This is a genomic window from Pseudoalteromonas undina (genome assembly GCF_000238275.3).
Classification (GTDB): Bacteria; Pseudomonadota; Gammaproteobacteria; order Enterobacterales; family Alteromonadaceae; genus Pseudoalteromonas; species Pseudoalteromonas undina.
On sequence record NZ_AHCF03000004.1, the window covers coordinates 211416 to 234001 of the forward strand.

Here is a 22586-nt window from a genome sequence, read left to right on the forward strand (position 1 = left end):
CTTCACTACTTACGCTTTATATAATTTAGCTATTAATTAGTTCTGCAAGTAACGTTTTAGCTTGTTCTAGTTCTAGTGTGACTTGTTCTTTACGTTCACGTAAGTATTTAATAGTCACAACGCCTTGCTCTAATTCATCTTCACCGATAATAATTGCGACGAGAGCATCGCTTTTATCAGCACGTTTAAGTTGTTTTTTAAAGTTACCACCGCCAGCGTGCACCATTACGCGTAATCCAGGTACATCACGACGTAAGGTAGATGCAATTATAGGCGCTTGAATACTGGCTTTGTCGCCCATAGCTGCTAAATATACATCAGCACTACGGCGTATGTCACCTACACATTCAAGTGCTTGAAGCAGTAAAACCAAGCGCTCTAAACCCATCGCGAAACCTACCGCAGGGGTTGATTTACCGCCTAATTGTTCTACTAAACCATCATAACGACCACCAGCACATACAGTACCTTGTGCACCTAAGCTGTCGGTTACCCATTCAAATACAGTGCGGTTGTAATAATCTAAGCCACGTACCAGCTTTTCATTAACCGTGTATTTGACGCCTGCGGCATCTAATCGTTCACATAAATTTTCAAAATGTTCTTTTGATTCAGCATCTAAATGTTCAGATAACTTTGGTGCATCGACTAAGATTGCCTGAATATCTGGATTTTTAGTATCCAAAACGCGCAGTGGGTTAGAGTACATACGACGTTTTGAATCTTCATCTAGTACATCGGTATGTTGTTCTAAAAAGGCGATTAAGGCATCGCGATACTGTGCGCGAGCTTCGTTTGAACCTAATGAATTAAGTTCTAAACGCACATGGTCAGTAATGCCAAATGCTTCCCAAAGTTGCGCCGTGAGTAAAATAACTTCGGCGTCAATATCGGCGCTGGCAATACCAAAAGTCTCTAAACCAAACTGATGAAATTGACGGTAACGACCTTTTTGTGGGCGTTCATGGCGAAACATAGGGCCCATGTACCAAAGGCGTTGTTCTTGATTGTATAACAGGCCATTTTCGTTACCTGCACGTACACACACTGCAGTCCCTTCTGGGCGCAGAGTTAAATTGTCGCCGTTACGATCGGCAAAGGTGTACATTTCTTTTTCTACTATATCGGTTACTTCACCAATAGAGCGTTTAAATAGGTCGGTTGATTCTACAATTGGAAAACGAATTTCTTGATAACCAAACGATGATACGGTCTCGCGTAAAATGTGTTCTACTTTCTGCCAAACTTGCGTATCGCCTGGCAGGCAATCGTTCATACCGCGAACTGCCTGAATTTGTTTTGCCACTGATAAATCCTAAATCTGTTTATGTGCAACCCTGGGTTGCAACCACGTAAAACTAAAAAATCGACCCTGCATTATAACCTTAACTATAAGGTAATTGCGAGCGTAGCGGAGCGTACGTAATTTATACTACGTTGTGAATACCGCGACTAAAAAAGGTCATTTAAATACATAGTGTTGTAACAACACATCACTCTACGATTTTTATGTCGATTGGAGTTTGTTGTTGCTTCTGTTCAATGAAATCGCGTACATAGCCTTCAAGTTGATCAACAATATTATTGTTATCAATACGGGCTTTTTGGCGTTCGCCATTAATGTATAAACCTGAGCGACGGTTTGCGCCGGCAAGGCCAATATCACTCACTAATGCTTCGCCTGGTCCGTTAACCACACAGCCAATGACTGACACTGAAACTGGCTCAATAATATCTTCTAAACGCTCTTCAAGTTGATTCATGGTGCTTACTACATCAAACTCTTGGCGTGAACAGCTAGGGCAAGCAATAAAATTAATGCCGCGAGAACGAATACGCAATGATTTTAATATATCAAAGCCTACTTTTATTTCTTGAACTGGATCCGCTGCTAATGATACACGCAGCGTGTCACCAATACCTTCAGCCAATAACATGCCTAAACCAACGGCCGATTTAACCGAGCCAGAGCGCATGCCGCCTGCTTCGGTAATACCTAAATGCAGTGGCTGGTCGATTTCTTTTGCAAGTAGACGATACGCGCCAACCGCTAAAAATACGTCTGACGCTTTCACCGAGATTTTAAATTGGTCAAAGTCTAAGCGACGTAATATATCTACATGGCGCATAGCCGACTCAAGTAAGGCTTCAGGTGTTGGCTCGCCGTATTTTTCTTGTAGGTCGCGCTCAAGTGATCCACCATTTACGCCAATACGAATTGGAATGTTGTGCTCACGGGCTGAGTCGACAACCGCTCTAATACGCTCTTCACTGCCAATGTTTCCTGGGTTAATACGTAAACAATCAACGCCATACTTTGCTACTTTTAATGCAATGCGGTAGTCAAAGTGAATATCAGCAACCAGCGGTATCGATACCTGCTCTTTAATACTTTTAAATGCTTCAGCGGCATCCATAGTTGGAACAGATACACGGACTATGTCAGCACCGGCATCTTGAATCGCTTGAATTTGAGCTACAGTGGCATCAATGTCCATTGTGTCTGTGTTAGTCATTGACTGCACTGCAATTGGTGCACCATCACCAATTGGAACATTACCCACATTAATGCGGGTGGATTTTCTGCGTTTTATAGGAGATTCTGAAAACATAGCGACTACTCTGCTAAGGGTAATTTAAATTTAGCTAAACGGTTTTTAGGAAAAGCCGAAATATCAACTGGCTCACCATTTAGGGTAATACGAACAACATCGTGCTTGCCTAATACCACTGAAAAAGGCGCTACACCAGTCAAGGTCATTTCGTAGCCTGCTTTTTTTACACCAAATGCAATTTTCTCATCGTTGGCATCGTGGATTTCAACCCAGCTTTCGTCATTAAACATCATAATAATAGTGCTTAAATCACTGCTTGTTGGTTCACTTTGGCTTTGTGCATCGTTTAGGGGAGCAGCCTGAATTGTTTGTTGTTCATTGAATACGGTTGAGTTTGCTTGTGGTGCAGGCTCAATCTCATTTGATTGTGCTTCATCGGCAGCTTCTGCTAACAGTTTTGTGCTTTCTTGTTGCTCCGAGATGAGCGAGTTATTTGCATTAATAGTGTTAGTTTGTTCATCAATAGGCATTGCATTTTGCCACCACCATACGGCTGATGAGCCAATAACAATGGCTAAAATTAAATAACTTACCGTCATTAGTCGGCTGTCATGCGCTTCTTTTTCTGTACGTCTTGAAAAGCTTTGCATATCTACAGGCTTATCTGATGTGCTATAGGCTGGCAGCATAGTTAAAATAGCAGTGCTATCAATGTTTAGCGTGCGACAATAATTTTTTATGTAGCCTTTAACAAATGTTTTTGCGCCTAGTAAATGATATTCGTCGTTTTCAATATGCTCAACCTGCGATTCAGTCAACTTTAATAATGATGCAATCTTAGCAAGGCTAATGTTTGCATTTTCTCTATGTGTTTTTAGTATTTGACCTACAGAGGGTTCATCGTTCTGCGGTTGTGTATTATCTTCATTCATAATGTGTATCAGTTTGGATCCACTAGTAAAAGTTTATGTTTTGGCTTAACAACCAGAGTAAGACTTCGTTTTTATTTTTTGGTATTCGTTAATTCTTGTTACTAAGGCGCACTATAAAAAGGGACTACATTCAATATCTTAAAAACTATACCGTGTTTAGATAAAATTTATGTGTTTTTAAGTCCTTTAATACACCTTATTTGTAGCAGTTTAGCATTGTATCACACTGAAATGCTAAATTGCTTTACCCTAGAACAGGCTTTTACACATCATCCTTAAGGCTATATTTTGGTTTACAGCTAAAAGGTGTGTAATTATCTAGCGTATTTTTTTTGTTTGCTCACCTGACGCTTCGCTATTTGAAGCCGGTACTGGGCTTTTTTTACGAATAACCTTTATTTTCGGCTCAGCAATAATTTGATTGTTATTATTGCTTTCTTGTAATTCATCTAACTGTGCTTGGCGATATTTTTCACGTAGTACTTCAAATTCTGTTCGTCTTAACTGGTTATCGCGAATAGCGTTAGCTTGCATACTACTAGGGTAGGTTTGTAATAAGGTTGTCGCAATTTTTTCTGCTTCTTCAATTTTACCCATTCGTTGTTTAACCAAATAGCCAAGCAACAAAGCGCGAGAAGAAACTTGTGCGGTATCGTCATAACGTTTTATTAAGTTACTGGCTTTGTATAAATCACTTTTTGCGTAATATAAAGCGGCTAAACTTATTAATGTAGATGCGCGTTGCGAACTATGGTTTAGCGCCTGCTGAAAATAGCTTTCGGCGTTAGTGAAATCGTTAAACTCAATAGCACATAGGGCCAAATTTTCATAGCTTTGTGCTACACGAATATAACTGGGTATTTCAATCGCTTTTAAAAACTGATCGGTGGCGCGGTCATACTCATTAATACTGCACAAAAACGTGCCGTAGTTGTTTAAGGTGTTAGGATCATTTGGCTTAATGGCCAACGCTTTTTGATAGGCTTTGTCGGCTAATCCGTTCTCGCCAACTTGTTGGTAATAGTATGCTAAAGAGTAGTGTACTTCGGGTAAGTTTGGGGCGTACTCGCTGGCACGTTCTAAGTTATATTTCGCTTGAGAGTTATTGCCTGTATTTAAATACTGTAATGCCAATGCTATGCGCGTGCGAGCTGCACCATCGTTATTAATTTTATTCTCGAGGACCGGTTTATCGCTGCCGTTGTAACTATTCTCGGTAACACAACCGCTTAAAAACAGTGTTGATAGTGCTAACGTAAGTAAAGATCGCATTACTTTGTCTCTTTATTTATATCCATAACCTCTATCTTACCTCAAAGCCTTTGTGTTGCATCATTTATTTAAAAATAAACGATATATCACAAAGGCTCTTGATTACTCAAAAAATTAGGCTTGATGAATATTCACTGCAATTGCATTGTCATCACGCATTTTCTTTTTCGCCATACGCTTCGTACGATCTACAACATCGCCAGCTAGTTGACCACAGGCAGCATCAATGTCATCTCCTCGGGTACGACGAACAATACAGGTAATCCCCGCAGCTTGTAATACTTTAGAGAAACGATCAATTCGACTGTTGCTTGAACGAGTATATTCATTACCTGGGAATGGGTTAAATGGAATAAGGTTTACCTTAGAGGGTGTTCCTTTTAACGTTTTAACTAGTTCATGAGCCTGATCAGTACTATCGTTCACGCCGTTAAGCATTACATATTCAATAGTCACATCTTTGTTGGCTTTTGAACCGTCAATGTAACGACGACACGCAGCTAGAAACTCTTCAATTGGGTATTTTTTATTGATCGGTACTAAAATATCACGCAGGGCGTTATCTGGCGCATGCAGTGAAATTGCCAGTGCAACGTCTATTTTTTCTTTCAATAAATCAAGGGCAGGTACCACACCTGAAGTGCTTAATGTAACGCGGCGTTTAGATAAACCAAAGCCCCAGTCGTCCATCATTAATTCCATCGCCGGTACCACGTTTTTAACGTTAAGTAACGGCTCGCCCATACCCATCATCACTACGTTAGTGACAGGACGTTTTTCGCTGTTGCCATCAAGGCCAATATCTTTGGCTACTCGCCATACTTGGCCAATAATTTCAGACACTTTTAAGTTACGGTTAAAGCCTTGTTGAGCTGTTGAGCAAAAAGTACATTCTAGTGCACAGCCCACTTGAGAAGAAACACACAAGGTGGCGCGATCTTTTTCTGGGATCCAAACTGCTTCAACTTCTTGACCGCCTTCTAAAACGAGTGCGTATTTGATGGTACCGTCGCTGGCTTGTTGGCGAACTGATATTTCTGGTGCAACAATTTCGCATTCATTTTTAAGCTTTTCTTTTAGCTTTTTGTTTACGTTACTCATTTCGTCGAAATTATCTACGCCAAAATGATAAATCCATTTCATCACCTGATCGCCACGGAATGGCTTTTCACCGAATGATACAAATAGCTCTCGCATTGCATCTCGGTTTAAATCTAATAAGTTAATCTTTTTTTGCTCGGTCATGTAACAACCTCAATCGGTGGCGGTGATGGTAAAAATTTACAAGGACGAATTGTACACAATTCATCCACTATAATCATTAAGTAAAACATCATAAATAAACGGCTAATACTTTACGTAATGACTAAAAAAGGGCTCGAAAGCCCTTTTCATACTTTGCATCACAGGGTTAGCTGTGAACTCGAATTAACGAGTACGTGGGCAAAGTTCTTCGTCAGCGAAGAAGTACGCGATTTCGCGAGCAGCAGATTCAACAGCGTCAGAACCGTGAACCGCATTTTCGTCGATGCTATCAGCGTAGTCTGCACGTAAAGTACCAGCTAGTGCTTCAGCAGGGTTAGTAGCACCCATGATTTCACGGTTTTTAAGAACAGCGTTTTCGCCTTCAAGAACGGTAACCATTACTGGGCCAGAAGTCATGAAAGATACTAAAGCGCCAAAGAAAGGACGTTCGCTGTGTTCAGCGTAGAAACCTTCAGCTTTCTCTTGTGAAAGGTGAACCATTTTAGCTGCAACGATTTTAAGACCCGCAGTTTCGAAACGGTTGTAGATTGCGCCGATGTGGTTTTTAGCAACTGCATCAGGTTTTACGATTGAAAAAGTACGCTCTAAAGCCATCTTTGTGCTCCAATAATTTAAATAAAAGGTTGAATATTAACGGGCGCGAATTATACGCGTTTTAGTCGAAAAAACCTAATTTATTCTACGTTGACGAATATTTTAATTTAACAACCTATACTTACTGAACTAAAAAAGTGGCTATAACGTTAATATGAGTTTATAAATTAGTGCCACATCTGATTTGTATTTTTTTAGTCATAGCGATTATCAATGCGTCTATCGACTCCAAATGCATGAAGAATACATGCAAACTTTAAGGTAAAAATATGTTTTTTAACCAACCTTTAAAAACTCAAATTGCTGATTTACAAAGTAAGCTTTCTGTGAGGGAGCAGGTTAAGCAAAGTTTAGACAGTGAAATGCTGGTATTAGAGCTTGATAAACAAGGCGCTATTTTAAGACAAAATAAAAACTTTGAGCGAGAGTTTAACTACTCAAATAATAAAATAATTAATAAAAACATTTTAGATTTCATTTCAGAAAATGCGAGAAATAACGCTGATTTTCATGCCTTTAAAAAAGCGTTAAGTAAAGCCGAACATTTTGCTGGCGCTATTCAAGTATCTCACGAAAACGGACAACGAGATTGGTTACGCTGTATTTTACACCCGATAAAAAATGAGCAAGGTCAGCTTGAGTATTTAACCCTGCATTGCACTGTGCTTACACAAATAATTGAAAGCTCGAGAGAAAACGAAGATTTAATCAAAGCATTGCATCGTTCAACAGCGGTTATTGAGTTCGATACTCAGGGTATGGTTCTGCGTGTTAATGACAACTTCTTAAAAAGTATGAGTTATTCAAGACAAGATGTGGTGGGCAAACATCATGGTATGTTCTGTGATGAGCAAGAAGCGAGTAGTAAAGAGTATCAAGTCTTCTGGCAACGGTTGCGCAATGGCGAGTTTATTGCGAGCAGATTTAAACGTATTGATAAGCACGGTCATGAGGTGTGGTTAGAAGCATCATATAATCCGATTTTTAATGAAGCCAATGAGCTCTACAAAGTAGTAAAATTTGCCACGGTGATCACTGATCAAGTAGAAAGAGAACTGGCTACAGAGCAAGCGGCAAATATTGCGCATGGCACCTCTATCGAAACTGACAATAACGCGGATAAAGGCGCGGAGGTGGTACAAAAAACTGTACAGGTTATGAACGAATTGTCGGTACAAATGGAGCAAGCTGCTCAAGAAATTTCAGCATTAGATAAACAATCGCAACTTATTGCGAGCATAGTGCAGAGTATTAGCAGCATTGCTGATCAAACTAATTTATTGGCGCTTAATGCGGCTATTGAGGCCGCGCGTGCTGGCGAGCAAGGCCGTGGGTTTGCGGTGGTGGCTGATGAAGTGCGTTTACTTGCCTCAAGAACCAGTAAAGCTACCGAAGAAATAGTGGATGTTGTACAGCAAAACCAAAATTTAACTCAATCAACCGTTGCTGTAATTGAGCAAGGTAAAAATAAAGCGCAACAAGGCTTAGACCTTTCCAAAGAATCTGGTGATGTAATGAGTGATATTAAAAAAGGCGCGCAACAAGTTGTTGATGCCGTTAGTCAATTCTCGAACCAATTAAGCAGTAAAAAATAACTTAAATCTGCTGCTCTTCATTTATTATCGTAGAAGAGAAATTTTGATGATCTTGATCAAGGTTTCTCTTTTGCCCCCTCATTATACTTGCGCGGTTTATTTTCCTTAATACCAATTCGCTTAATTAAGTGGTCTATTTTGAGGCTGGAAAAACGTGTTGATAGCTAGGCAAAAAAATTGCTATTTATTTGTTCTAAATGAGATTTTTTTAACGCAGGTAGCGACACGTTTAGCCCCGTAAAATGATTAAGTATTATTGCGGGTTGGTATAATTATTCATGCAACCGACTTGAACTCGGTTCGATGTATGGAGCGCACATGTCAGCAGTTACTTCTTCAACCCCGTTTATTCCTGAACTACTTTGTCCAGCAGGTAGCTTAAAAAACATGCGTTATGCCTTTGCCTATGGGGCAGACGCTGTTTATGCAGGCCAACCTCGTTACAGTTTAAGGGTTCGCAACAACGAATTTGATTTAGATACATTACAACTAGGTATTAACGAAGCACATGCGCTAAATAAAAAGTTTTATGTAGTGTCTAATATTGCCCCACACAATGCGAAAGTAAAGTCGTATTTACGTGATATAGAGCCAGTAATTGCTATGAAGCCGGATGCATTGATCATGTCCGATCCGGGTTTAATAATGCTAGTACGTGAAAAATGGCCTGATATGCCAATTCATTTGTCGGTTCAAGCCAATGCAGTTAATTTTGCAAGCGTAAAATTTTGGGCTAAGCAGGGGATTGAACGGGTAATTTTATCTCGTGAGTTATCGCTTGAAGAAATAAGTGAAATTCGCTCTTTATGCCCAGAAACAGAACTAGAAGTATTTGTCCATGGTGCTCTGTGTATGGCCTATTCAGGGCGCTGTTTACTCTCAGGCTATATTAATAAGCGCGATCCTAACCAAGGCACGTGCACTAATGCGTGTCGTTGGGAATACGATGTTAAACCTGGCACTGAGAACGAAACCGGTGAAATGGTACATAAAATCGATCCTAAAACGGTTATACCTACGTTAGGTGAAGGCGCGCCAAGTAACGATGTATTTATGCTTGAAGAGCAAGGCCGCCCAGGTGAATACATGCCCGCATTTGAAGACGAGCATGGTACTTATATCATGAACTCAAAAGACTTACGCGCCGTGCAATACGTAGAGCAGCTAACAAAAATGGGGGTGTATAGCTTAAAAATAGAAGGGCGTACTAAGTCATTTTATTATGTTGCGCGTACCGCTCAGGTGTATCGTAAAGCGATTGACGACGCCGTTGCAGGTAGACCATTCGATGCTGATTTATTCAAAACTCTTGAGAACCTAGCGCACCGTGGTTACACCGAAGGATTTTTAAAGCGCCACGCCCACCAAGATTATCAAAATTACGAATACGGCCATTCAGTTTCTACCAAGCAGCAATTTGTAGGTGAAGTACTTGGTCGTAATGTTAATGGTTTAGTTGAAATAGATGTAAAAAATAAATTTTGTGTTGGTCATTCATTAGAGCTAATGACGCCAAAAGGCAATATTAGCTTTACCCTTGAGAGTATGGAAAACAAAAAAGGCGAAAGTATTACTGATGCTAAAGGCTCTGGCCATATCGTAAAAATTCCACTGCCTGACACTATCGATTTAGAGCACGCCATACTGATGCGCAACTTGGATGAAAACCAAGACACCCGCAATCCTTTCAAACAAGCTGTTTAACGGGTAAATCATGGCTCTACTCATAAATAGCAAATGCATTAACTGTGATATGTGCGATCCAGAGTGCCCAAATGAAGCAATTTATATGGGCGCTAAAATTTACCAAATAGACCCTGAAAAATGCACAGAATGTGTGGGTCATTACGACAAGCCAACTTGCGTGAGTGTATGCCCGATAGATTGCATAAAGCCCGACCCTAATCATCGAGAAAGTGTGGACGAACTGGCTGAAAAGTATGTGAGATTGTTAGGTTAGTTGCTCAATAAGTAGATTAACGATCTGTTTTTATTAGAAAGCTAAGTGCATTGTAACTAATTAGTTGCTGTGATTGTTGTTATAGTTCTCAATATCTCAACAATTAAAGAAGGCTTTGTAGTGCACTTAAGCGAAACTAAAAGTATAAAGAGTTTCTTTGGTACCCGTGTTTATTTAAGTATATGGCCGTAGCTTAAAATAATTTAATAGCAAAAAAGTGAAGCCTCAAATATACAGTGTCATAAAGTATTATAGGTTTATTGAAAATAAGAGATGGCTTTATGAATACGTTATACATTACAGGTGCTGGAGTGAGTGCCGCTAGTGGCATTCCTACTTTTCGTGGTGAGGATGGCTTTTGGACCATTGGTAGTAAAAATTATACGCCGATGGAAATGGCCAGTCGCGCAATGTATGAAAATAACCCGAGTGAGTTTTTAGCTTGGTATTATCATCGCTTTGCAACTTACCGTAATCATGGCCCTAATGAAGTGCATCATTGGCTTAGTGATAAAAACTTAATTACCCAAAATATTGATGGGCTAGATGGTAAGGCGGGTAATAAAAATTACATTGCGATTCATGGTCGGCTTGATCAAATGACGCTGTTTCACCATCAGGGGGATGATGTTACACCACAAACAACTCCTTGGGATAACGTAGACGAAAGCAGTTTACATGCTTCACTACTGGAGTTGTTTAAAATTGAAAATCAGCAGCCTATGCTTAATCAATCATTAAAACCTTATGTGTTGTTATTTGATGAATACTACACTGAGCTTTATCGTATTAGTGAAGCACAATCGCGGATGCTTGCGGCTGATAAAATGGTATTCATGGGAACCTCTTTTAGTGTGAATATTACCCAAATGGCACTAGATATTGCACGTAATTATGCTATTCCAATTGAAATTGTTGACCCTGAACCTACTCATGTACTGCACTCAAATGTAAGTTATAAAAAAATGACTGCATTGGAGTACATACAGCAACAAGGTTAACTAGGTAACTAGGTTATATATTGCTGCTGGTATACATAATTTATTATGCGTTATTAATAATCAGTACAGCTTACATTATGTTATTGTTGGCATTTAATTCACGCTGGTACTCGTTATTTTAGGTACTTAAATACATTATAAGAAGTCGGTAGCAATGTTAAGTATTTCTCTTGGGCCTTTGGTTATTTCTATTTCACAGTTAATTATTTTTTTAGGGTTAGGCATTTTCTGGGGGCTTACCTATTTATTGACGCGTCAACACCCATTACAAAAAGCGATTTTAGACACAGTCTTTAAAGCGATTGTTGTGGGCTTTCTAGTCTCGCGTTTAGCGTTTGTGTTTACCATGTGGGATGCCTATCAAGGTAACTGGTGGCAGCTTTTTAATATTAGCGACGGTGGCTTTATTGGTTATTATGGCTGGCTCAGCGGTATAGTTGTTTTAGCGTTTTATGCGCGTGGTAAAAAAGCGGTAATGAAAAACTACGCTATTGCTGGGTTTGTAGGTTTTTGTTCAATGATTATTCCTAACTTTGCACTGTCTATTTATCAAACGGGTGTGCAGTTACCACAGTCTGTTGTGCATAACATTCAAGGCCAGCAAGTTAACTTACAAAACTTTAAAGGTAAGCCGGTGGTTATTAACTTTTGGGCGTCGTGGTGTCCGCCGTGTCGAAAAGAAATGCCGGTGCTACAAGCGGCTCAAAAAAATAACCCAAATATTACGGTGGCGTTTGTCAATCAAGGTGAAGACTTACACACGGTAAAAGCGTTCCTTAATGAACAGCAACTCGACCTTAATCATGTGTTTTTTGACCAAAGCAGTAATGTGAGTCGCGAATCAGGTGCTGCGGGCTTACCAACCACTTTGTTTTATAATAGCCAAGGTGAGTTAGTCACCAGTCATATGGGAGAACTTTCTCATGCGAGTTTAGGTTATTATATTCAGGCTATTAGTGATAACAAATAATAGTGTTTGTTGTTTGATCTAGTTACTCCTTCCTAAGCAGCTAAATAGTTATTTTGCTGCTTAACTTCTTGTTTATATTTGAATTGACTATTTATTGGCAAGGTATTCAGTTATTCATCAGTTTGCATTAACAAGCTATTAAGCTTGGTTATGTAAAATACAGCTACTTTTTTCGTACCATCTTTAGCTAGTACGATCATCTTTAAGTATTAACTGTATTTTAAATGGAACTGTTAAAACTATGACCGCTCATCGGAAAACCAACGCTTCACATCACTCACTCCCACTTTTTATTAAATCAACCCTGTGTATGTCTATTTTGTCTGTGATTAATCATGCATATGCGGATGAAGCAGCAGATAAAGCATTAAAAAGTAAAGATATGGAAGTAATTGAGGTACGCGGTATCCGTTCCAGTATGGCGGCTAATTTAGATATAAAACGTTTGTCTAGCTCTGTGGTTGATGCGATTACAGCGGAAGATATTGGTAAGTTCCCTGATAAAAATGTCGCAGACTCATTACAACGCGTACCAGGGGTAGTGATTGACCGTGACGGAGGCGAGGGCTCATCGGTAAGTATTAGAGGGTTATCATCTGAACCCACCTTTTCTCAGTTAAATGGTAACTTTATTGCGTCATCACCAGGCGAGCCATCTCGTTCGTTTGATTATGCATTACTCCCCTCAGCCATGATTGAAAGCGTGGAAGTGTATAAATCACCAGAGGCACGTTTAGATGAAGGTGGAGTGGGCGGCACGGTATTAATGCATAGTCGTAAGCCGCTAAGTATGGATGCAAACTCAGGGGTGATTAATATTGAAAGCACTTATGCCGATGTGACTGAAGAATCTGAGCCGCAAGTAACCGCACTTTATTCTTGGAAGAACGATGCTGATACTTTTGGTGTGTTGTTTGGTTACACCTCACAAAAACGCACTAACCGAACTCTTTCGGGTGGCACCGATGCAAATGTGTGGCGCTTTGCCGGTGAAAACCCGGTTGATGTTAATGGCGCACCGGTTGAAAATAATAATCAGTGGGGCTCAGTAAGCGATTCTCAGGGCAATAATTATGATAATGTCTGGTTCCCTCAAGTGGTTCGAGGTTCAATTGTAAACGAATTACGTGAGCGAGAAGGGGTACAATTTAGCACGCAGTGGCGCCCAACTAGCCGAGTAGAAATTGGTTTTAACTATTTTGGATTTTCACTTGATAAAAATAGAACTGAGTCGGTGATTGATATACCTGAGTGGTCTTTAAATCCTGACTTTTTAACCGATGTAAGTTTGGATGAGTCAGGCACGATAGTTAATGGAATGCAATTTGATGCAGCTGCAAGTGGCATAGAAAATGATATGCAATTGCCGTGGATGCGAGGCAGCTATGTGCGTGAAGAGTCAACCTCTGACACTTTTGATCTCAACTTAACCTACGAAGGTGATTACTTCAAAGCCCGTTTTGTGGCGGGTAATACACGTTCTGAAGGTGGCCCGAAAGAGAGTTGGGAAGCAGCCTATAAAAGTTCTAACGCGGGTGAAAATGAAAACCGCATAGAAAATGCCTCGCAAACAGCGGGTTGGAAAATTAATGAGAACGATATTAGTTTAAATATAGATCCAAATACGTTAGCTAACTTACTCAATGGTGTGGGTGGTGGGCGCGATCCGGGTTCGTCAAATTCAAGTTTTGTGCGTAGTGAACTTGAAGAAGATTACTACCAAGCTGATTTTGATATTTATACCGATTGGGGCATTTTAAGAACAATTAAAACTGGGGTTAAGTATCGAGAAGCTACGCTTCACCGCGAAACCGGTAATACCTTCTTTTTAGATCCTAATTTTGATATTGCCGCAGCAGAAGCCAGTAAGGGTGGGATCACACGCTTTGATAGTTACCAGTGGAATAACGGTATGCCACTAGCACAAGATGTGTTTATCAACGAAGGTAATATTGCGGGTGGTTTTAACATAAACCAAATGCCTGGCATTGATTGGGATAAATACCGCGATATTGTGACCAGTAATTATGTTCCGTATACGCGTAAAGAAGATAATTTCATTTATGATATTGAAGAGCAAATAGCGGCATTTTATTTACAAGGTGATTTTGAATTTGATAGCGTGCGCGGTAATTTAGGGGTACGTGTTGTACGCACGAAAACCATGACATCATCAACCGATCTATACACATATTTGCTGGATCATACTGACGATGAAAGCGGGGAGGCGGTAACCGGAGACGATAGATTTGTTGAAGATTATCAACTCATTACTCAAGAGAATACCGATACCCAAATTTTACCTAGCTTTAATATTGCATGGGATGCCAGCGAAGATATTGTTGTGCGCGGCGCGATTGCAAAAGTAATGTCTCGCCCTGATTATGCCGATTTAGGCGCACAACAACGCATTACGTTTGTCTCAGATGAGTGGGCCGACGACAGAGCTGAATTTAATGAAATTCCGGGTTTTAGTGGCAGTGGCGGTAATAAAAACTTAAAACCGTTTGAGTCGGTGCAAGCGGATTTATCTATTGAATATTATTACAGCGAAGGCTCTGCCGTTGGTTTAGCACTATTTCATAAAACTGTTGATAACTTTGTTGTTCCCTTAGTTATTGACGTACAACAAGATTTTGCAGGTAAAGAGGGCATAGTTGAGGCAGGAAATATTACTGTGTCGCCATATAGCACTGTAGGCAATGGCACTGATGCCGTATCTAAAGGGGCGGAAGTATTTATACAGCATGCCTTTGATAGTGGCTTTGGCTTTTATGCAAATTACACCTATAACAAAACCAATAAGGCCGATGTAGAAGTAGATGGTAAAGAGTTTGGTAAATCGCCTTTAATTGGCAGTGCTAAGTACCAGTACAATACCTCGATATATTATGAGGGAGATGCTTTTAATATTCGTGCTTCTTACAACAAGCGGGGTGAAACCGTGTTGGGTTTAAATAGTGGTTTAAACGTGTATCAAGACCCATACGAGCAAGTTGATGTAAATGCATCAATTACTTTATTAGAAGACTTGAGCCTAACAGCCGCTGTGATAAATTTAACTAAATCTGAGCCAGTAACCCGATTGGGTAACGATACAGAGTCTCGGTTATTAAACTCAAGCTATTCGGGTAGACGATATTATGCGGGCATAAACTATCGTTTTTAAGCTGAGTTTGTTGAGTTTAGGTAAACAAGCTGTTTTGTTGCTGTTTTAGCTTTTTCTTGTAAGTTATTACTTTATAATGAGCATTATAAAAATTATTTAATTAATATTAACAGGATTGAAATGAGTGATTTAACGGCAATAGCCAACTTATCTATTTTATTAGTTGAGCCTTCTGAAGTGCAACAAAAGCTAATAAAAAAATCACTGGCTCAGTGTGGTGTTACACAAATTGAAACGGCCAGCACTCAAGAAAATGCGCTGGCCGCTTTATCAAAGTATCACCCTGACTTGGTGATCAGCAGTATGTATTTTAGCGACGGTACTGCAGACTCTTTATTACAGGCAATACGCAGTAATAGTAATACTGAGCAGCAGGCGTTTATGCTGGTGTCGAGCGAACGTAATAAGCGCCATTTAGAGCAACTTAGGCAATCGGGCGTATTAGCTATTTTACCTAAACCGTTTAATGCCGACGAGATCACCCGTGCGCTTAAAGCGACTCTGGATATTATTAGCGAGCAAGAGGTGGAGCTAGAGCACTTTGATGTCACTTTACTTCGTGTGTTGGTGGTTGATGACAGTCGCTTTGCACGAAAACATATAATACGAGTGCTAGCGGGAATGGGTATTCCTGAACCTGTAGAGGCTGAAGACGGTAAACAAGCGATTGAAATGCTTAATAATCAATCATTCGATTTAATTGTTACAGATTACAATATGCCAGAAATGGATGGTAAAGAGTTAACTGAAACCGTTAGAAAATCGAATGCTTACTCACATATTCCAGTTCTGATGGTGAGCTCAGAGGCCAACGATACTCATTTAGCTAATATTGCTCAAGCCGGTGTGGATGCCATTTGTGACAAACCATTTGAACCTGCAACGGTGCGCGATTTGCTTTTTAAAATCATGAGCTAACTCGCAGCTGTAAAAGCACTTTTTAACTAAAGTGCTTTTAAGTCGCTTTGCAGTAATGTAATGAAAAATTAAGTAACTTGGCACCAGATAAGGGCTTACTTAAATAAAACCCCTGAGCAATATCGCAGTTTAGCTCGTTGAGTAAATCTAGCTGCTCTTTGGTTTCTACTCCCTCTGCAACTACTTTTATTTCTAGGCTGTGTGACATAGCTATGGCCGCTTTTACTAAATTACAGTCGGCCTTGTTATCTGTTATCCCTGCAATAAAGCTACGGTCAATTTTTAGCACATCAAAAGGGTATTCTCGTAAGTAACTTAATGATGAATAGCCTGTGCCAAAGTCGTCCATTGACAGTTTTATGCCCAGCTCATCAATTTGCACTAAGGCATCATGAATTGAGGCTTGGCTATTCATTAGTACCCCTTCGGTAATTTCCAGCTCTAAGCATTCATTATTAATGCTATTTTTATGTAGAGTATGTTTAATTATATTAACCAGTTCCGGATCTCTGAATTGGCGCGGCGATAAATTAATCGCCATGGTATAGTTTTGCTGGTTAATTGATTGCCATTCATTCAAAAAGCGTAAGGCTTGTTGAAGAACAAATAAACCAATAGGCGCAATCAAGCCTGTTTGCTCTGCAATGGGAATAAATTCATCAGGGGTGATTTCCCCTAACACTATATTATGCCAACGTAGCAAGGCTTCAGCGCCAATGATGGTGTTTGTTTTTACATCTATTTGCGGTTGATAATAAAGCTCAAATTCGTTTCGCTCCAGGGCTCCATGCATTTGCTCTTCTATTTCAAAACGCCGGCGCATAGCAACGTTCATTTGCGGGGTAAAAAAAGAGGAGGTATTGCGCCCCATCGCTTTTGCTTGGTACATAGCGGTGTCGGCATTACGTAACAACACCGAGGCACACGTACCGTCTTTGGGAGAAATCGCAATACCAATACTTAATGTCAGTATTAAGTCTCTGCCTTCGAGCTTGAAGGGTTTTCTAAATGCTTGAAGTAACCGCTCAGCAATTGCTAAAGCATCATTTTCATCGTTTAAACTGGATATTAAAACAATAAATTCATCCCCCCCTAATCGACCGACAGTGTCATTTTGCTTTAGTGTTTGCTGTAATCTAGCGGCTGCTGCAATTAACAGTTTATCGCCTACTTCATGCCCTAATGAGTCATTCACTTTTTTAAAGTCATCAAGGTCTAAAAAAAACACCGCGGCTTTTTCATGACTCTTTTGTACTTCCATTAATATTTGTGACAAGCGATCTAAAGACAAAAAGCGGTTAGGCAAATCGGTTAAGCTATCAAAGAGAGCCTGATGACGGATCAATTCTGCTGAGCGGTGTGGTTCGCTAATATCACGAATAATCACCATGATTTGGTTTTTTTTGGGCAGTAGGCGCAATCTCGCCTCATAATAAATTACGCCTTCAGGCATGCTCAATTCATATTCAAAACTGACCATACTGTTTTGAGCTATTGTTTTTTCTATATGAATTTGAAATTTTTCCGCTACTTTTTCAGGCAGTACATCAATCATTTTTTTACCAATAAACTGCTCAGGTGAAATATACAGGTCCTTACTATTATTAACATGGTAATCAGCAATGATGCCATTTTGCTCTAGTACAAAAAATAAGTCGGGAATGGCTTCAAAGATAGTCTTCAACATACTGGCATTAAATGTGGCTTCTGCTTGTGCCTTGTGAACCTCAGAAAGGTCAATATCAATACAGTACATTTGTTTGGTATTGTATTGATTAGTAAACATAACATGGCTTGAAAATACAGCCACATCATTACCCTCTTTATGTTTGAGGATAAGCTCTGAGGCGGGAATTTCAATATCATGCTTAATCCAATTACTATGGGCTTCAATTACGGGCTCTCGCATTGGTGTGGGTATTATTAAATCTTCGAGTTTTTTGCCAATGGCTTCCTGTTGCGAATACCCATAAAGCAATTCACTGCCTTTATTCCAATAAATTACACGCCGTTGCTCATCATAACCTTGCACCGATATAGAATCGACTGCATCAAATAGTTGATGCAACGGATCATTAGTAACATATTGATGGGCTGGCATATTATGGGCTTTATGGGGATCCATTAAATGGGTTCCAGTTATTGAATTACTTTATTTATATATTAGACATAAAGTTGAGATTTAGCATGGTAAGGGAGGTTTCAATGTGTGACTTTTCATTGATTTAGTCGAAAGTAATTTTAACAAAGCACAATTAAGTACTTTTAAAGCAAAGGCCAATAAAGATTGGCCTTTGGATTATCTTGTTAGTTGGTGGGCATTAAATAGATTTCGCGTACGTTATTACGCTGGTTGGCCTCAATAGCAAATAATACCGCATCGGCCACATCTTGTGGGTCGAGCTTATCGGGTTTTGCTTCATCAAAAAAAGGCGTATTTACCATACCTGGCGCAATAGTGGTACAGCGACCATGCCAGGGTTTCATTTCCTCTGCTAAATTTTGACCAAAGCCATGTGCAAACCATTTAGTAGCACCATATATAGAGCCGTCAATGGGTCTTCTTCCTGCTGCAGAGCTGGTTAAAATAAAATGCCCTTGGTTTTCACGTAAATGAGGCAAGGTGAGTTTTGCGGTCCACAACAACGCTTTAATGTTAAGATCAACCATGGCTGACCACTCTTGGGGATCGCCATTCTCTGTGCCTGGTGATGACACACCCATGCCCGCGTTAGCGAATGCTGCGTCTAATCGCCCAAACTTTTCAATGCCCTTACTTACTACACTCTCAAGCTCGCTAAACTGAGTGGCATCGGCTGAAACGCTAAATGCACTTTCATGGCCTAACTCATCAATTAGTTTATTGAGTTTATCTTCACTGCGCGCAGTTAATATTACTTTGTGACCATTATTAACTAATGTTTTAGCGGTCGCCTCGCCAATACCACTAGAGGCACCGGTAATTAAAATTACTTTATGTGTCATAGTTCCTCCAAAACAAAAAGCCCGCAGGTGCGGGCTAGAATTTATAAAGTTGATGCTTACTGAGCAATATCAAATGTCACTTCGGTATCTTCACCGGCTACAACCGCCACCGGCTTAACTTGATATAGGTTAAACGCTTCATCTTGTAGTTCGGCATCATCAATATGCGCGTTACAGGTATAACCTAGCTGATAATCGCCAGGCGTAATAAATGCTAGTTCAAATTCATATTGGCTAGTTTCATTGTTAAGTACCACATTTGCAGTAGCTAATGGTGCGTCTACAGGGGTTTCACCCTCAGTGACTTCGTAATTATCAAGTGGTTGCTCTACATCACTGTTATACAAGTAAACAGCATGGCCGAATGAACCATCTTCAGCGGCAACCTCAATGTTATCGGTTTCACAATTTGCATAAAGTGATTCGCTTACTGTACCTTCAATATCTTGTGACTCAGCAAGGTTTTCAAGACGAACTCCACGTGGTTTTAATACTATTTCGTTACCGCTTTGTGGCGCAACTAACGATTTTTTAAGATCAAATTCAAGTACAAAAGTGTTGTCCGTTTGATTCAGAGTAAAACCATCAAGTTGAATCTCACCGATTCCGTCATTGCCTTTTCGTTTTACGATTAACGGTGCAATGCTGTCATCTTCATAAACAACATGCGAAGTTTCGGTTAGGTTGTTTATATCACCATTAATTACATCAGCACGTATCCACGCGTATTCACCTGCAGGTACGTCTTCGCCCTCTAGTAAGGAAAAAATATCATCGCCAGTGTAATCCAATAAGTTAACCATTTCAGCTTCGGTTGAATCGCTGGCTTCACGTGTTTCGAAGCTAAAATCTTCGCCACCTTGTGAACGAAGGGTGATAGAGTCAAAAACTACATTAACCGCTTTTAAGCCTGTTACTGGCGCATCTGAAACTCCTAAACTGAACGTTGATTTTTGCGGATCGGTAGGAGTAATAGGGGAGTCATCATTTGATGAACCACAACCCGTTAATGCTAATAAGACGGCGCTACTAAGTAATGTTGATTTTAAGTTCATGTTAGGTTTCCAAATACTTTAAAGTATCACTCAGTATAGATACAAAAACTTAACCTAAATTGAATTAAAATTATTAATTACAGGAAGAAGATTTAAATACTGTGTATCTTCCCCCTATAAAAAAAAGCTTAGGCTTCTAATTGGAAGGGATAAACTGATCCCAAGCTCAGTAATTGTGTTAACTCATCAAGGGCTTGGTAGCTTTCGGTAAGTAAAGCAGGGTCTGCAAAGTCGTTGGCACCAAGTTTATCTCGGTAATGGCGAGTAGCCCAATCACATAATTGAGTATACTTTTGCTCATTTAAGATCACATCAGGATTTACCGCTGCTAATTCGTGGCTGTTTAATGCAACTCGTAATCGCAAACAAGCAGGCCCACCACCATTTTGCATACTTTGGCGCAAATCAAAAAACTGCACTTGATTTATGGGGGTATCGGCAACAATTAGCTCTTCAATATACGCTTTTACAGCAGGGTTGCGCTGGCATTCTTGTGGGGCAACGAGCAACATTGCATCGTCACTAAGGCTAACCAGTTGGCTATTAAATAAATAGCTACTGACAGCATCTTGAATACTCACTTTGCTGGTTGGCACCTCAATAATATAAAGCTGTTTGTTACCTACATAGGCTTCTCGGATATCGTCTAATGCTTGCGTTTGATTTAAAAACGCCTGTTGATGGCATAATAAAACATTGGCGTTACCCACTGCAATTACATCATTATGGAACACCCCTTGGTCAATCACATCAGGGTTTTGTTGTAATAGTATTTGGCTGGTATCTTTTATATTGTGTAATCGACAAATGGCTTCAGACGCTTCCAAAGTTTGCCTAGCAGGGAACTTAACGGGTTTAACAAGTTTACTGTTAAAGGCACTTGCACCAAATACAAATAGCTCCAGACCTGTTTCACCATGACTGTCGCATAGGCGGGTATGGTTTGCTGCGCCTTCATCGCCAAAAAAACCTTGCTCAGGCAAATGTGAATGGTGTGCAAAGTATTGTTCGTTATTAAACATCGCTTTGAGCAAACGTGTAGTGGTGTTTGGCTCTAAAGAGCGATGAAATTTATTATTTAGATTAGCCGCAGTGAAGTGTACCTTGCCGTCGTTAGTATCAGGTGAAGGCGATATGGTGGCTGCATTAGCGGTCCACATGGCAGAGGCAGAGTAACAGGCGCGCAATAAAATAGGATCAGCTTTAAAAGCTTTATTAATGACTTGCGCATCGTTGCCAGTAAATCCTAAACGGCGAAGTACATTTAAATCCGGGCGAGCATGAGGAGCAAAAACCCCTTGGGTTAAGCCTTTATCATGCATAGCTTTCATTTTAGCCAGGCCCTGCAATACAGCTTCTTGCGGATTTGAAAAACTCGCCGCGTTATTTAACGAAGCAACATTACCATACGACAAACCTGCGTAGTTGTGAGTAGGGCCGACTAAGCCGTCAAAATTAACTTCTAAAGCATGCATACACGTTCCACTAACCAATTAAATAGTCTTTTACAATACAACGCTATGAGGTAGCTTGCAAAGTCTGTTCAAAAATAGTTTAACGCGAATAGATACGCTCTTTTTCACTGGTGGTATGCGTATTTGTTGGCTCATTTACTTGCCACACTGTGATATCTAAGCGCCATAAAAAATAAAGAGTGTTGTATAAATTAGACATAACTTTTCCTTGGTGTTGCTAACGTCATTAAGAGAGAAGGAAGAAGTATGCCAATTGTTAATTGAATATTTTATGAATAATAATCAATAAGTTAATTTTTTATAACTGAACTATAAAAAAGCTTAAGCACCACATTGGATAAATTTACGCTAGGTTTGCACTAACTTGGGACTGTCTTTAGCATCGACACTTTCATCTTCAGTCTGGGTGCTTAAGTCGCTAACGATTAAATCGAGTAACTGCATTAATTGCTGTGCTTGGTTAGTGTCGATACTGTCAAATTTACAGAAAATTGTTTTTGGAATATCAGCAGCTTTAAGTTTTAAAGATTGGCCGGTGTGAGTCAATTGCACCAAACGCTTACGCTTATCGTGTTCGTCCTTTATAACGTTAAGCAGTGACTTGCTGGTCATCTTTTTTAATATTTGAGTAAGCGCGCCACCATCAATTGCGGTTTTATCGATTAGTTCGGCGATGGTTACTTCATCTTGCTCCCAAAGCGCCATCATAACAACATACTGAGGATAGGTAAGGTTAAGCTCTGTTAGAGACTCCCGATAGGCACGGGCTATGCTGTTAGACGCCATATATAAACGATGGCATAACTGATTTTTTAATTTTAACTGTTCAAACGACATCG

Annotated in this window: 17 protein-coding genes and 1 pseudogene; 7 read left to right on the forward strand and 11 right to left on the reverse strand. The window is 39.9% G+C overall.

Features of this window, described 5'->3' with window-relative positions:
- Positions 1-25: 25 nt before the first annotated feature.
- From hisS to ndk, 6 genes and pseudogenes are all read right to left on the reverse strand, one after another.
- Positions 26-1306 carry a histidine--tRNA ligase gene (hisS, locus tag PUND_RS15965; protein WP_010389440.1) on the reverse strand — a complete coding sequence of 427 codons (1281 nt, stop codon included), beginning with the start codon at positions 1304-1306 and terminating at the stop codon, positions 26-28.
- Positions 1307-1493: 187 nt separating this feature from the next.
- Positions 1494-2612: a flavodoxin-dependent (E)-4-hydroxy-3-methylbut-2-enyl-diphosphate synthase gene (ispG, locus tag PUND_RS15970; RefSeq protein WP_008111348.1), complete on the reverse strand. Its 1119-nt coding sequence runs from the start codon at positions 2610-2612 to the stop codon at positions 1494-1496.
- A gap of 5 nt (positions 2613-2617) precedes the next feature.
- Positions 2618-3487 (reverse strand): RodZ domain-containing protein, encoded by an 870-nt coding sequence (locus tag PUND_RS15975; RefSeq protein WP_010389437.1) that lies wholly within the window; start codon positions 3485-3487, stop codon positions 2618-2620.
- Between the two features lie 372 nt (positions 3488-3859).
- Positions 3860-4759: pseudogene (gene pilW, locus PUND_RS15980) on the reverse strand (type IV pilus biogenesis/stability protein PilW); the annotation flags it as partial.
- A 114-nt stretch (positions 4760-4873) separates the two neighbouring features.
- Entirely contained in the window at positions 4874-6004 is a 1131-nt protein-coding gene (gene rlmN, locus PUND_RS15985; protein ID WP_010389431.1) for a dual-specificity RNA methyltransferase RlmN, read from the reverse strand.
- A gap of 183 nt (positions 6005-6187) precedes the next feature.
- Positions 6188-6619: a nucleoside-diphosphate kinase gene (gene ndk, locus PUND_RS15990; RefSeq protein ID WP_008111339.1), complete on the reverse strand. Its 432-nt coding sequence runs from the start codon at positions 6617-6619 to the stop codon at positions 6188-6190.
- Positions 6620-6888: 269 nt separating this feature from the next.
- Here ndk and PUND_RS15995 point away from each other — a divergent pair, with 269 nt between their 5' ends.
- The 7 genes from PUND_RS15995 (at position 6889) to PUND_RS16025 (ending at position 16232) form a co-directional block, all read left to right on the forward strand.
- Positions 6889-8214, forward strand: coding sequence for a methyl-accepting chemotaxis protein (locus tag PUND_RS15995; protein WP_010389430.1), 1326 nt, complete (start codon positions 6889-6891; stop codon positions 8212-8214).
- 318 nt (positions 8215-8532) lie between these two features.
- Positions 8533-9918 carry a prephenate-dependent tRNA uridine(34) hydroxylase TrhP gene (gene trhP / locus PUND_RS16000; RefSeq protein WP_010389429.1) on the forward strand — a complete coding sequence of 462 codons (1386 nt, stop codon included), beginning with the start codon at positions 8533-8535 and terminating at the stop codon, positions 9916-9918.
- Positions 9919-9928: 10 nt separating this feature from the next.
- Positions 9929-10174 carry a YfhL family 4Fe-4S dicluster ferredoxin gene (locus PUND_RS16005; protein WP_010389428.1) on the forward strand — a complete coding sequence of 82 codons (246 nt, stop codon included), beginning with the start codon at positions 9929-9931 and terminating at the stop codon, positions 10172-10174.
- Positions 10175-10455: 281 nt separating this feature from the next.
- Entirely contained in the window at positions 10456-11175 is a 720-nt protein-coding gene (locus tag PUND_RS16010) for an SIR2 family NAD-dependent protein deacylase (RefSeq protein ID WP_010389427.1), read from the forward strand.
- A gap of 154 nt (positions 11176-11329) precedes the next feature.
- Complete coding sequence (locus tag PUND_RS16015) at positions 11330-12145, forward strand: TlpA disulfide reductase family protein (RefSeq protein WP_010389425.1); 816 nt, start codon at positions 11330-11332, stop codon at positions 12143-12145.
- Positions 12146-12386: 241 nt separating this feature from the next.
- Positions 12387-15314 carry a TonB-dependent receptor gene (locus PUND_RS16020; RefSeq protein ID WP_010389424.1) on the forward strand — a complete coding sequence of 976 codons (2928 nt, stop codon included), beginning with the start codon at positions 12387-12389 and terminating at the stop codon, positions 15312-15314.
- Positions 15315-15434: 120 nt separating this feature from the next.
- Positions 15435-16232, forward strand: a complete 798-nt coding sequence (locus PUND_RS16025) for a response regulator transcription factor (protein ID WP_010389422.1) — start codon at positions 15435-15437, stop codon at positions 16230-16232.
- A gap of 37 nt (positions 16233-16269) precedes the next feature.
- Here PUND_RS16025 and PUND_RS16030 read toward each other — a convergent pair whose 3' ends face one another.
- From PUND_RS16030 to PUND_RS16050, 5 genes are all read right to left on the reverse strand, one after another.
- A complete protein-coding gene (locus PUND_RS16030; RefSeq protein ID WP_010389421.1) occupies positions 16270-18357 on the reverse strand; it encodes a bifunctional diguanylate cyclase/phosphodiesterase in 2088 nt (695 codons plus the stop codon).
- Positions 18358-18539: 182 nt separating this feature from the next.
- A complete protein-coding gene (locus PUND_RS16035) occupies positions 18540-19217 on the reverse strand; it encodes an SDR family oxidoreductase (RefSeq protein ID WP_010389420.1) in 678 nt (225 codons plus the stop codon).
- Positions 19218-19273: 56 nt separating this feature from the next.
- Positions 19274-20272, reverse strand: coding sequence for a DUF4382 domain-containing protein (locus PUND_RS16040; protein WP_010389419.1), 999 nt, complete (start codon positions 20270-20272; stop codon positions 19274-19276).
- A gap of 128 nt (positions 20273-20400) precedes the next feature.
- Positions 20401-21747 carry an N-succinylarginine dihydrolase gene (gene astB / locus PUND_RS16045; protein ID WP_010389418.1) on the reverse strand — a complete coding sequence of 449 codons (1347 nt, stop codon included), beginning with the start codon at positions 21745-21747 and terminating at the stop codon, positions 20401-20403.
- A gap of 348 nt (positions 21748-22095) precedes the next feature.
- Positions 22096-22584: a MarR family winged helix-turn-helix transcriptional regulator gene (locus tag PUND_RS16050; RefSeq protein WP_010389415.1), complete on the reverse strand. Its 489-nt coding sequence runs from the start codon at positions 22582-22584 to the stop codon at positions 22096-22098.
- Positions 22585-22586 lie beyond the last annotated feature (2 nt).